The 14,033-nt window shown below is 48.6% G+C and carries 7 protein-coding genes; 1 reads left to right on the top strand and 6 read right to left on the bottom strand.

Annotation, left to right across the window (positions count from 1 at the left end; all coding sequences use genetic code 11):
* Positions 1 to 184 precede the first annotated feature (184 nt).
* Entirely contained in the window at positions 185 to 4,945 is a 4,761-nt protein-coding gene (locus H8K55_RS08540; RefSeq protein ID WP_186941654.1) for an NAD-glutamate dehydrogenase, read from the bottom strand.
* Positions 4,946 to 5,550: 605 nt separating this feature from the next.
* Here H8K55_RS08540 and H8K55_RS08535 point away from each other — a divergent pair.
* Positions 5,551 to 6,444: an N-acetylmuramoyl-L-alanine amidase gene (locus tag H8K55_RS08535; protein ID WP_186941653.1), complete on the top strand. Its 894-nt coding sequence runs from the start codon at positions 5,551 to 5,553 to the stop codon at positions 6,442 to 6,444.
* Positions 6,445 to 6,745: 301 nt separating this feature from the next.
* Here the strand turns inward: H8K55_RS08535 and H8K55_RS08530 are convergent, their stop codons facing one another.
* From H8K55_RS08530 to H8K55_RS08510, 5 genes are all read right to left on the bottom strand, one after another.
* A complete protein-coding gene (locus H8K55_RS08530) occupies positions 6,746 to 9,874 on the bottom strand; it encodes a TonB-dependent receptor (protein ID WP_186941652.1) in 3,129 nt (1,042 codons plus the stop codon).
* A 59-nt stretch (positions 9,875 to 9,933) separates the two neighbouring features.
* Positions 9,934 to 10,119 carry a hypothetical protein gene (locus H8K55_RS08525; protein WP_186941651.1) on the bottom strand — a complete coding sequence of 62 codons (186 nt, stop codon included), beginning with the start codon at positions 10,117 to 10,119 and terminating at the stop codon, positions 9,934 to 9,936.
* Between the two features lie 581 nt (positions 10,120 to 10,700).
* The gene (locus tag H8K55_RS08520) at positions 10,701 to 11,489 is read right to left on the bottom strand and encodes a LytR/AlgR family response regulator transcription factor (RefSeq protein WP_186941650.1); all 789 of its coding nucleotides are present in this window, start codon (positions 11,487 to 11,489) and stop codon (positions 10,701 to 10,703) included.
* A gap of 58 nt (positions 11,490 to 11,547) precedes the next feature.
* Positions 11,548 to 12,702, bottom strand: a complete 1,155-nt coding sequence (locus tag H8K55_RS08515; protein ID WP_186941649.1) for a sensor histidine kinase — start codon at positions 12,700 to 12,702, stop codon at positions 11,548 to 11,550.
* Positions 12,695 to 13,897: a sensor histidine kinase gene (locus H8K55_RS08510; RefSeq protein WP_186941648.1), complete on the bottom strand. Its 1,203-nt coding sequence runs from the start codon at positions 13,895 to 13,897 to the stop codon at positions 12,695 to 12,697. The genes H8K55_RS08515 and H8K55_RS08510 overlap by 8 nt, the downstream gene beginning before the upstream one ends.
* Positions 13,898 to 14,033: the final 136 nt, after the last annotated feature.

Raw genomic sequence — 14,033 nt, 5'->3', positions numbered from 1 at the left:
TCTACCTGATCAACCACTGACAATTTAAAGGCTAAGGTGTAATCTCTTTGACTCCTGCGTTCTGTCGATTTCATTGACGTTCCTTTCCATTACGAAGAAAACTGTCAATCTATTTCAGGACGGGTCATTCAGATAAAAAAGGGCGAACACAAAATCCGCGTTCGCCCCCCAACTTTCAACAACCTCAAGCCAAACTACGCAACTCCCGCAACGCCACAGACACCGGTGCCAAATCCGCACCCTGCGTCGTAATCGTCGCCAGCAATTGATTCAGCTTCGCAATCGTTGCCGCATGTTGTTCGCGCCAGCTTGCGATTTCTTCCTGGCGTGACAGCAGGGCTTTGGTTGCTTGGCTGGCGATGGAATACACGTCGTCGCGGGCGCTGCCGCGGGCTTGTGTTTGCCATAGCGTGTCGGTTGGCAGGCGGTTGATTTGATCGCGCCATCCGGTTAAGCCTAATTCGGCATCGACGCCAAAATAGGTGCGGGCGGCTTTTTCTAAATCACTGCCTGTGCTTTGCGCCAGATCGACTAAGTCCAAAGCTGGGAAGATGAATTCCAGCGCGGCTAAGTTTTCTGCCAGGCCTGCTTCGACACCGGCTTTGACCAAAGCTGCGCTGGCTTCTTGTAAGCTGGCGTAGGCTGCGGCTGGTAACCAAGTCGCTACGTTGGCGCGCAGTTCACGTGCGCCTGGTTGATAGCGTTGGATCAGCGTTGGTAAGTCGGCGTTGGCGGTGCGGGCGCGTAGCATCCAGCGGGAGGCGCGTTGCGCGATGGCGGTCAATTTGCTGAGCAGGTCTAACTGCAATTTAGAATCGACTTTGTAATCGAGCGCATCGATTTGATCCCACAGTGCTTCCAGATCAAAAATCTCGCGTGCCAGCGTGAACGCGCGGATCACATCGGCGGCGGAAGCGGCGGCTTCTGAGGCGATGAAATTCACAAAAGTAGCGCCGGTGCGATTGACCACGGTGTTGGTGATAAAGGTGGCGATGATTTCACGTTTCAATTGATGATTGGCGATGGCATCGGCAAACTTCTCAGACAAGACTTGTGGGAAGTAGGCTTTTAAAGCACGGCTGAAGAAAGGGTCGTCTGGTAAATTGGAGGCGACCAATTCATCAAACACGGCCATCTTGGCGTAGGCTAAGACGACGGCGTTTTCTGGTGCGGTGAGGCCTTGTTTGTGCGCGCGGCGACGGGCGATTTCTTCATCAGAGGGGAGGAATTCAATCGCACGATTTAAGCGGCCTTGGCGCTCTAAAGTTTGCATCAGGCGTTGTTGACCATCGAGTACATACAAAGGACGGTGGCAAGCGATGTCGAGTGCCTGGCCTTGGTAGTAGTTGTCGGTTAAGACTAAGTGGCCGACTTCATCGGTCATCGAGGCTAACAAGTCATTGCGTTGTTTGAGCGTGAGGTCGCCTGCTTCGGTGATCGCGCCGACCAAGATCTTGATATTAACTTCGTGATCGGAGCAATCGACACCAGCCGAGTTATCAATCGCGTCGGTGTAGATGCGGCCACCTTTTTGTGCGAATTCGATACGACCGTTTTGAGTGCAACCTAGGTTACCGCCCTCTGCCAAAACTTTGCAGCGCAGCTCGTTACCATTGACGCGGAAGGCATCGCTGGATTTGTCACCGACTTGGGCGTGGGTTTCGTAGGTCGCTTTGACGTAGGTACCGATACCGCCGTTGTAGAGCAAATCGACAGGTGCTTGCAAGATCGCTTTGAGCAATTCGACAGGGGTGAGCTCTTCGGTCTCTATGCCTAAGACGGCGCGTGCTTCGGGTGTCAGACTAATTGATTTGGCACCACGTGGATACACGCCACCGCCTTTGGAAATCAAGCTATTGTCATAATCTTCCCAGCTGGAGCGCGGCAGATTGAACATGCGCTGACGTTCGGCGAATGATTTGGCGACATCGGGTGTTGGGTCGATGAAAATATGGCGATGATCGAAAGCTACGACCAATTTAATTTGCTCAGATAAAAGCATGCCGTTACCAAACACGTCACCCGACATATCGCCGATACCTGCGACCGTGAATGGCGTGGTCTGGGTGTTGTGACCGAATGCGCGGAAGTGACGTTTTACCGATTCCCATGCGCCGCGTGCGGTGATGCCCATTTTTTTATGGTCGTAACCGACTGAGCCACCGGAGGCAAATGCATCGCCTAGCCAGAAGCCATAATCAGCCGAGACGCCGTTGGCGATATCAGAGAAAGTCGCCGTGCCTTTGTCGGCAGCAACGACCAAGTAGGGATCATCTGGATCATGGCGCACGACTTTGGTCGGTGGGACGACGTTGCCTTTGACGATGTTGTCTGTCACGTCTAACAGACCCGACAAGAAGATTTTGTAGCACGCTACGCCTTCGGCTTGATAGGCTTCGCGGTCGCTCATTGCAGGTGGATTTTTGAGGACGAAACCACCTTTGGAGCCGACTGGCACGATGACGGTGTTTTTGACTTGCTGGGCTTTCACCAAACCGAGAATCTCGGTACGGAAGTCTTCACGACGATCCGACCAGCGCAAACCACCACGGGCGACTTTGCCGCCGCGCAAATGCACGCCTTCGACACGTGGGGAATAGACCCAGATCTCGAACAGCGGTTTTGGTTCTGGCACGCCGGGTACTTCGCGTGGATTGAGTTTGAAACTCATGTAAGGCTTGAACGCGCCGGTCTCTGTGGTTTGCCACAAATTAGTACGCAGTGTTGCCAAGATGGTCGCGATGAATTGGCGCAAGATGCGGTCTTCATCGAGGCTGGCGACTTGGCTCATCGCGGCTTCGATTTGTTCGCGTATGTGTTTTTGCGCCGCGTCACGGTCACCGACAAAATCTGGCTTGAAACGTGCACCAAATAATTCGGCGATCAATTGCGTGATGCCGCAGTTTTTGTTCAAAGCGGCTTCGATATAGTTTTGGCTGTAGGCAAAACCGAGTTGTTTGAAGTAACGTGAGCATGCGCGCAGTACGCCGATGGAACGTGCATCGAGCGCGGTGTTGAGGACTAAACGATTCAGATCATCGCTTTCGACTTCGCCACGCCATGCCTGGCAGAATAATTCTTCAAAGCGCGCTTTGACTGCGGTGAGATCCGTTTCAACAGGTAATTGCAAACCCAGATCATGGATCCACAATTCGCTCTCGCCATCAGCCACGTGGTAAGGATGTTCGTCGAGCACGCGTGCGCCCATGCGTTCCAGCACTGGCAAGGAATCTGACAAAGCGACTTTAGAGGTGTTGTAAATCTTAAAGCGCAACAAGCCAGCGACTGCATCCAATGGGCGATATAACTTAACGGCCAGCGGTGATGCCTTAGATAGATGCGCCAAAATATCAGCGTCTTCAGCACCGCCTTGTGGTGTGAAATCTTCACGGTAGCCGCTAGGGAAAGCATTGGCGAAACGATTGGCTAAATCCAGACCACGACCTTCGCCATGCGTGCGCAGGAGCTCGTTGCTGCAATCGTCTTCCCAACGCTGGGCGAGTTTGGCGATGCGTGCTTCGAGTACCGAGACGTTGACATTTGATGGCGCATCGGCTTTTGCACGTACCAGATAATGAATACGCGCTAAAGGGCTGTCGGTCAGCATTGGTGTGAATTCAATCGAATGACCGTCTAATGCGCTCATCAATTCGGTACTGATCTTGACGCGCAATTCGGTGTTGTAACGATCACGTGGCACGAATACTTGGGCGGAAGTGAAACGGCCAAACGGATCGCGACGCAAGAACAAACGTACACGCTGACGTTCTTGCAAACGCAAAATGCCGATTGCGTGATCAGTCAAAGTAGCGGTATCGACTTGGAATAATTCATCACGTGGATAGTCATCGAGAATCGATTGCAAAGCTTTGGCGGCATGGCTCTCAGGTACGACGCCTGCTGCGCTCATGACGGCTGCTGTGCGTTGACGTACTTGTGGAATCTCGCTGACGGGTGCGGAATACGCTGTGGAAGTGTACAAGCCTAAGAAGCGTGATTCGCCAATGACTTCACCTGCATCATTAAAACGTTTGACCGCGATGTAATCGAGCCAGGCTGGGCGATGCACGGTGGCGCGTGTCATCGCTTTGGTGACTAAGACGGTTTCTTCGGAATCGATCAAGGCCACGACTTCGGGTGGCAAGAGCGTTTCATTAGTTTGGACTTTGCCGCGCAAAATACCGAGACCAGAATCTGCTAACGCGACCAGGCTGACTTGGTTGCCATTACGTTTGAGTTCGTAATCACGCGCACCGAGGAATGTGAAATGGCGATCTTCTAGCCAGCGTAAGAAAGCGATACCTTCACCATGACTTTGGTGCGTGCCGGTGAATTTTTCTGAGGCGGTGATCAGTTCTTTGACGCGGCTCAACATCGGCTGCCAATCGACCACAGCACCGCGGACATCCGCCAAAATATGCGTCAATTCATCGACCAAAGCTTGTTGTTCGGCAGCGCTGACGATACGGTCGCATTCGACCAAGATTAGAGATTCAACCGCATCATTACGGCCTGCGGCTTTCGCTGCAGCGACTGTGCTGACCGTATCAATACTGCCATCAGCATTGCGCGCCACGCTCATTAAAGGATGGACGATCCAGTGCGCGGTACGACCGCTGCGGTTAATCGCCATCGTCACGGAATCGACCAGGAAAGGCATATTGTCATTGACGATCTGCACGACCGTGTGTTCACTGACAAAGCCATCTTCCGCCAAACTAGGATTAAACACGCGAATCTTCGGGCTATTCGCCGCGCGGGGCGAATCTAATAAGCGCCAATGCGCGTTCGCCAAGGCAAACAAATTCGCCGCGCCACGCGTGGTGATTTCATCGGGATCGGTGTTTTCAAAATAGGCAGCAATGAAGCCGCCTTGACGTTTGCTGGCTGAGCCAGAATGTTCTTGGGCATATGCCATGAGTTCGGCAAAATGGGATGAGGTCATGCTTGTTCCTTACTTGTTTAAAGTTCAAGAAGTGCCAATTTGTAATTATTCAGATTTACGCAAGTGAAGCTGAGTGCGCCATACGCACCGCCCTGGTGATAAATAATGCCGACAGTCATGGTGCGCACGGCGCACCCTACTAGCTCGCATTTGCGTAAGTCCTAATCATTTTGAATGTCTGACAACACGCCATTTCTGGGTAAGAAACGGCTCCATCAACATTAGTGGAAAATCTCTAGAAATTCCCATATTGCAAGTATCCTCCTTTCGAGGAGGAATGACAAATTCAGAGTGTGGATTCATCGTGAGAAACTTACAGAAACCATACCACCTGGCAAAGTGGGGCTAGTTTATCTCTGTTTGCGATAGGCAGGTGGTAAGGCCAGTGAATAGCGCGGGTGAGCTTGATGTAAAACAAAAGCACAAAACCATGCGCGCTACTGAAGATTTATGTCACTTTTAAAGTCGTAGGGTTTGCCTTTGCTTTGCATAGGAAAAATTACGAAATAGCAAACCATTTCTTGCAAAATGCTATTTCGTGTATATCATAAGTTTTTACCAAAAAGCTTATTCATTTATAGAATCACACATCCTACGGAGATCCTATGAGCAAAGAACAGCTATACACACTTAGATGGTCGGCAATGCAGATTGCGAGATTATCGTCCGATTCAAAGATCGACGCACTCGCATTAAATCAAATCGAAATTCTTTCTCAACTGCTTGGAGAGTCGATTCCCGAAGAATTCGCGCCCTCAGAGCCAGATCGACCAAGTAAGCAGTCGGATGGGGGGCAACTGGGAAAAAAGCTTTACCCAGTCGGGGCTAAGAAATTGTGGTATCCCGATGCAATTATGCGAACAGATCTAAAACGCCCTGCTAAAGGTGAATACCCAAAAGGCTACCCTTTGGGAGCCATCGTTCACTTCACTGCAGGCCAATATTCTAAAGGTGTCGAGAACGCCATAAATTCTATTGCGGATAGCCCTTATTTCTTTTGTTGTATTGGAACTGACGGCAAATTCGTTCAAGCCAATCCGTTGAACCAGTGGGGCTATCATGCAGGAGAAAGTGCGTGGGTAATCGAGGGCGAAAAACGCAACGGCGTGTCAAATTACTTAGTGGGAATCGAAATCACGAATCCCGGAAGACTGGATCTGCACAATGGAAAATATTTTACCTACTGGGATAAAAAGAAAACTAGGCCAATCGATCCCAGCGACGTGCGCATAATCGATAAAGATACGGACAATATCCTTGCAGGCGCCTATCTACCTTACACGAAGGCTCAAGAAGAAGCACTTATTGAGTTTTTGCTGTGGGCAAAAGCAAATAATCCGACCGTGTTTAACTTTGACTATGTACTTGGGCATGACGAAGTAGCTGGGCCAAAAGGAATCGGCCGCTGGCGAAAAAACGATCCTGGTGGTGCTCTTTCAGTGACAATGACAGACTTCAGGCAACGACTAAAAGACGAATACAAAAACAGGTATGGGTAACCACACAAGTTGAGAGCTGAATAAAATTCCTTCTCCCGCTTGCGGGAGAAGGAGCACGTGCATGAGTTCTTGGATTTATATCATTACCTATACCTTAAAGAGACCTGAAATCTAAAATCGCTAATCAATGTCCGTCATTAAAATTTCATAAAAAAAGAGCTGTTTGCACATAGTACAAACAGCTCTCAAATGATCGCCGACACCCCCTCGGCTACCGATCACAACTAAACTCATTAAAATCACTAAACCTAACTAGGCTACCTCTGCCTACCTAAGCCGAACTAGGCCAAACTAAGCCAACTTAAAACTTCTTGTTATATTCCACGCGCAATTTGACCGTTAATGGATCAGCATACTGACGCACGCCGCCATACGTTGAACCTATTTTTGCGTTTGAACTGCCATAGGTTTCATTGCGAGTTAAAGCGGATTGATCGTTCAAGACGTTGAACACATCCACACCCAAAACCATGCCCTGGAATTGTAGCGGCTGGTAAGTCAGGCTCAGGTCTAAACGCTTCTCTGCTGGCATACGACCTAAAGAGCCACGCGGTGCTGGTTTGCCATCGCAAAAACTATAAGCAGAACCGTAACCCGGACCGCCCCACTCTACCCCAATAGGATAATTTGGATTTTGTCCATGTTCAGACACCAGATCCGTACCACGGCAAGTCTTAGGACGACCTGATTGCAGTAAGAGATTTGCGGCAATATTCCATTCAGAATTCAATTCATAGAAACCGAATGCTTTGACCTGATGGGTACGATCATTAGGCAGCACACCATTAGCAAAGGTCATGAACTCGGGGAAATCCCAATTGGAAGTCACAGCGACATCAAGCTGACCAGTGTCAGAATTGGTTTGACCTTCCATATTGCCCTTGCTGCGCGACCAGGTGTAGTTGAATTTACCGTACCAGGAATTGCTCAAAGGATGCTCGGCAAACATATCAATCGCGGCATATTTGCGTTCGGCTTTTGGATAGCCCATTTGCTTCGCGCTAAAAGTCACCCAACGGCCATTGCCCGTAGCGTCGCCCTGATCGTTATGGCTTTCTACCCAAATGGTGGATGCCTCGCCCGGATTGAAGATCCAGCACGACAAATAATCACGTGCCGCACCGTCTTGCTTGAGACCGGCTTTTTTGGAGTAATCAGCAATCAAACGCGTGTCGCAAGTATCATCAATGCCCGCACCAAGATTACGGTAAGTGAATTTCAAGCCCAAATTTAAACTGGGGTTCACTGCCTTTTCAAAACCCAAAGTCATTTCATCTTGAAAATTGGGCTTGAGATCGCGCGATGCAATCGAACGTGGATCTTTGCGCGTACCGGATTCACCATCGGGTGAGGACGCGACGTTGATCGCTTTCAAACCGGTAGGCTGACCATTGCTATCGATGCCGGTGTAAGTGAAGTCTTGATTCATATACGTAGAACGACTCGCGGCGCGGGCGGCTACTTGGGTTGGCAATTGCAGATAATAACGACCGGCACTACCAAATACTTTCAAGCTTGAATCGCCATTGACGTCCCAAGATGCAGACAGACGCGGTGCCAACTGGTTTTTCATGTTGATAAATTTTTCGCCGTCACCATTCAAATTGCTGTACTGATCATTCCGCAAACCCGCAACGATCAAGAGATTTTTTGTGGCTTGATAACGGTCTTCCAAATATTGTGCAGACTGCGTGGCCTTAGCGGAGGTCAAGCTATTAAAAATGAATTCGTTCACATAATAGCCTTGCGTACCGTAGCCACCGTAGTTAGCAACAATCGCCTGACGACCGTTCGATACTTCGGCTGGCTTGGTTGGATCACCATCTACTTTGAGGTAATTCCAGGTGCCGTTGCCCGAGCTCTTCACACCCACCATGCCGGATTCAATTGCATTGCGATCCAAGCCTGCACGCAAAGTATGTGCACCCAATTTGTATTCAAGATCAAGGCGCAAAGAATCTAACTGATCTTCGCCCGGGCGACTCAAATTACCGCCGTAGCGATTTGCATTGATGCTATACAAACCGAGTTTATTCAAATCCGGCTGACGGCCATCAACTGTCGATGAGACAGCGTGAATACTGCCGTTGTTAGGGTCGCCGCCGACGTAGGTGACGCCGCGCGGTGCTTTCAAACGGCCGCCCATCGCTGTCAGAGTCAAATCTTGCGTCAGCTGTCCCGTGTACTTGAGCATATTGGTTTGCGCACCTGCGCCCAACGCTGCGGGATTCGTCGCAGTGATTTCAGTGAACTTGACTTGGTTATGCGTATCGCTGACTTTGTCATAGCCATAAGTACCCACCACCGATTTGGTTCTGTCGCCAATAGAAGTTAATTCCAGGCGATGATCATCTGTAATATTCCAGTCGATTTTCGTCAAGAAACGCACTGTCTCGGTATTGGTTTTTGCCCAGCCATTGTCCTTTAAAGAATTGCTGGCAACCATATCGCCATTCACTTGTCCGGTGTAGCTATCGACTTTTTCCACCGCACCAAATACAAATAATTTGTCCGCAATAATCGGGCCGCCTAAAGTCAGGCCGTATTGTTTAACGCTGTCTTCGCGTGAGGAATTACGCAGGCGAATTTTCCCATCCGGTGCTGAGACTGTGCCGTTGTATGGGTAGTAAATATCTGCGCGCTTAGCACGTAAAGAATTCGGGCTGATACTAAATGTAGCCCCTGCTTCCCAATTGTTGGTGCCGTTCTTGGTCGTCATATTCATCACGCCACCGATAGAACGACCAAACTCAACACCGAAGCCACCTGTGATGACGGAAGTTTGTTGTACCGCGCCCCAAGGCAAAGCGGTGGAGCCAGTTTGCGACAAAGGATTAGTGACGGGGAAGCCGTTCACGTAATAAGAATTCTCAGAAACGCCACCACCACCGAAGCTAGCAACATTGCCATACGCCGCATCACCTTTAGTGGTGTTGGGTGCTAAGAGAGCGACCGCAGTTAAGTTAGTTTGTATCGGCAAACGCGCCAGATCTTTGGCGGTAAAAATCGCACCATTATTAGTGTTGGACACGTCAATACGGGAACGTACTGCAGATACGGTGACGGTCTGTGTAGCGGCACCTACAAACGAAGCTTCAACACCCTGACCAATAATCACATCGAGCTCTTGCGTATTGACGACTTTGCCGCCTTTTAACAATTCCACTTTGTAATGTCCAGGCGGTAAAGCAGTCGCGATGTAGCGCCCTTCTGCATCGATAGTCATCAAGCGTTTTAAGCCTGTATCGGTGTTTTGCAATGAGATCGACGCCCCGGCTGCACTATCGACTTTACCGTAAATAGTCGCGCTGGCATTCGATTGTGCGTAAGCGGATTGAACGCCGCCAACCGACGCCAAGGTCACACCAAATGCCATGACTAAGGCGTGTGCCAATAAAGTTTTTTTAAAGCTATGAGTCTGGTTCTGCATATTTTTCCTTGATGTGCTGTGGTTACCTTGCTATTGACGCGAATGACTAGTGTGTTTGCCTAAGGTATTTTCTCGACGTATCTGCTCGACGTATTTTTGAGCAGCGCTTGCAGCAAAGATTGATGCTTCAAGATGCTTGCCTTTGCACTGAATTTCTCGGTAGAAGAATCTCTTTCAAAAATACTCGCAGAACGAGATTGAAAAGAAACTCGCGCCAAGCCGCCACTACGTCGTTTTTTGTACATAACAATGTCCTGTAAAAGTTCAGTGGAGCTGGCTCTCGCCCCTTGATAAATCAACTTTTTTGTCCGCGATTTTTTTCAACTATCAAACTTCAATGTCGTCCAGCGATGTGAACTTTGACATAGGAAATTTCATCTCGCCAGCTTGGCGGGATGAACATCAATAACTTTGGGATAATCTTTTTCGGCTTGGGATCAAACGAAAAAATGGGGGGACGAAGTGTGAAAATTTGTGGTGTTTTTGCACGGAGTTTTTTTGCAGATATAGGTGCAGCCTGCTAGTGCCAACTCGAAGAAATTCGTTAGGGAAATTCAAAGTAACACAAGTCAGTAATGCCGTTGGTAGAACAGAGTAATCGTCGTCATTCCTGCATGCTTCTAGCAGGAATCCAGCGTCGTCTGTTGATCAACGGAAGACGCTAACTTGACATGAAAATGTGCCGGTACCAACTTCCCTCCCCTTCAAGGGGAAGGTTAGGGTGGGGATCGGTTTCAGCTATGCGTGGAAGTCTCTAAAATTTCGACCAACACCCATCCCAATCTTCCACATAAAATAGGGGAACAGGGAAGGAAAAAAACCTGTCTTAACGCGCTAGAATCTGCTTCACCTTCTTAATATGACTATCACTCACTCTGACAGTATCACCATTACTCAACAAAACCGCATACGCGCCATCATGAGAAATTTCTAAGGTGCGAATCGCATCAGTGCGAACCAAGGCGGTTCTGTGCAAACGCAAAAACTGTGCTTTCGGCAATCGTTGCTCCATGGAGGAGATCGTGGTTCTATGCAAAATCACGCGATCGACTAAATGCAATTCCACATAATTGGCCGCCGCACTTAACCAAATAATTTCATGGATGTCGATACGCTCTATCTTACCGACTGAGCGCACCGCTACATGACTTAAACTAGGTGTCGCAGCACCTGATTTCTCGGCATCTTTCTCTAAGAAATAATCTTGCATCACCGCGCTTTGCGCTAATTGTTGTTTGGTCTGTAACGCCAACTTGGCGCGTACCAACATTGCTGCAAAGCGTTCGTCATCAAAGGGCTTGAGTAAGTAGTCGAGTGCAAAAATTTCAAATGCACTGACCGCATGTTTATTGTAGGCCGTGATAAAGACAATCAAAGGCGGTTGCGGATATTGGATCAATTCGCGTGCGAAATCCAAGCCGGATTGCGTCGGCATTTCTATATCTAATAAGACCAGATCGATAGCTTCGTTTTGCAAAATAAGGCTTGCTTGCGCCGTAGAATGGCAACTAGCGACCAACATCCAATCTGTGTGATCGGCCAAGGCGTATTGCATATTGGTCAGAGCTGGTAGCTCATCATCGACCATCATGACTTTATATTTTTGCGTATCCATTTTTTGCTTGCTGTTTGCTTGTTGTTTGCTTGCTGTTTGCTTTCAATTGGCATTCAATTTAGGCGCAATATTGTGCAAAAGGCGCTTGATCGAGTTTGCCGAACCTACGCGACTGAGGAATACTGATCTCAGCAATAAATTCACTTTCCGTTTGCGTCGTCACCAAACTGGCTTGCCCCTGGTACAGTATCTGCAAACGTTCACGCGTGGAGGCAATGCCTAATCCATGTCCACAGTTAGCCTTGGGCGATGCAAACACTGCATTGCGAATACGAAAAATGGTTTTACGATCCACCACGCGCAGTTCTATATCAATGCGACACTGCTCATGGTGCGTTTCTACCCCGTGGTGTATTGCGTTTTCTACTGAGGGTTGCATCAATAGTGGTGGACAAGGAACTGCATGCCAATCTCTATCTTCGATATGCCAAACGATCTGCATGCGGTCGCCGAAACGTAGCAATTGCATGTTCAGATAATCACGCACAAATTGCAATTCATCGGCGACACTCAACCATTCATGTTTACTCGAATCGAGTACATAACGTAACAGGGCATTGAGCTGCTTCAACGCAGTGCCCGCTAACTGCCGGTCTGCACCACGCACCAATGCACTGATGCTATTGAGTGCATTGAATAAAAAGTGCGGTTTAAGCTGGCCTTGTAAAAGCTGCAGGCGTAATTCCATACTTTCATTTTGCGTAGTGATCAATTCTAATTCACGCGCAACTGTGCGCTGCCAGGCGGCAAAACCTGCCTGTAGAAAATAGGAGAACAAGATCAAAAACAAATCTATCCACAAAATGAAGGCCGAGGATTTTTTTAATTCAGGTAAAAAAAGTGACAGTGGTTTATCAGCGAACAGCAGCGTAATCATCACCTTATTTGCTGTAATAAGTGGCAGCCCGAAGACCACCAACAACAAGGCGCTTACTATCATGTAACGCGGCTTCAACATCTGATCTGGCTTAAGCCAAATAGCGAGCGCAAGTAAACAATTTCCCAAAGATAGCGGCGAAAAAATCAACAAGTATTGAATCAGTGTCGACGCTTTGGATTGTGTCAGCCCCTGCGTATCTGCATCCAAAAAAACGGCCAATACATGAAACAAGGCAATGCAAGTCCACAGACTAAATGAGAGCGCACAAACCACGATCAGCGATTGGTAGCTGCCAGTTCCACGAATAGGTGATGTGGTTTCCGCATTAAGCATCACTGAGCTCCGACAAAGGAAAATCTAGTGTCACTCCATGAGCCAATGCGTCTGAAGCAGCGTGACGCACAAAGCGAATCGCAGCGTCTTTACCTTGCAATAGCGCGATACGCTGCTGCGCCGCTTGTAATTCTTCGGTCATCACTGGCAGCTGTTCGGGATCGGCGCCGAAATCCAGCGACAGATGCAAAACATTTTGCACAACACTTGCCTGCACGCGTAGCTGCCCACTGGTACGCTGCAAATCCGCTTGCATATTACGCACTGCATAGTCAAACAAGGGATACAGTAATAAGGGCGGAATTTGATGCGCCGACCAATCTCGTTCTTCTAGCACCCACTCAGTTTGCAAGCGATCGGCGAAACGCAGATTTTGCAAATTTAAATAATCTCGAATGAAGCGTATTTCGTTATCGATACTAATCTCAGTCTCTTGTGAAGACTCTAAAACATAGCGCAACAAATCACTCAAACGAGCTAAGGCACGCGTTGCCATCGGCCCTTCTGCATTGATCAGCAGATTTTCTATACCCTCCAGTGAGCTGAACAAAAAATAGGGCTCAAGATGCGAACGTAATTGCATCAATTTCAGCGCGAGTACGTCTTGCCGTGATTGGCTGGCGATCATCAATTGCTGACGACTACGTTGCCAATAACTGAAAGCCAAATGCGCGGACAAAGTAAACAAGAGAACCATCACGTCCACCCAAATTTGCATGGGCGAAAGGATTTGCACAATATCATCCCAACTGGGTTCGCGTTTATTGATACGAAACGCTAAGAATGCGTGTTCATAGATGATATGCACTGGTAAAAATACCAGCATCAGCACAGTAAAAATCTTCAGCGCCAGCTGCCACCGGATACCAGATCGCAACGTGGAAAAATACAGCATCAAACCCGTACTCAACAAAGGCCAAGGCACTAAGATCACAAAAAATTTGAACAACTGGCGTTGAATATTGACCGACACACCCACATTACGCAAATCATACAGATTCGCAAACGTCGCCAGAAAAAGTAAAACCGTCCACAACAACCAGACAATCACAATCGACCGCAACAAACCCTTTTTAGAGCAGTCGGTATCGCGCGCGATTGTCAATTGAGATTGGTCGAAGCTAGCCTGCATGGGCGTAGGGGAATAAGCGATGAATGAAAGCCACAGCTTGCCACGACTTAGGGATAAATGCATCTGGGTTGGGATCAAGTAGGAAAAATTGGGGACGTATTAGTGCTGCAAGGCGAGTTATTTGATTTGATGCGGACCTAGTTTCTTCTGCGACACAAAACACGACGTACGATTGTCGATGTGCTTAATCGCTTACATC

The organism is Affinundibacterium flavidum (assembly GCF_014284175.1).
In the GTDB taxonomy this organism is placed as follows: Bacteria; Pseudomonadota; Gammaproteobacteria; order Burkholderiales; family Burkholderiaceae_D; genus Undibacterium; species Undibacterium flavidum.
This window is presented reverse-complemented; position numbering and strand designations above follow the sequence as displayed.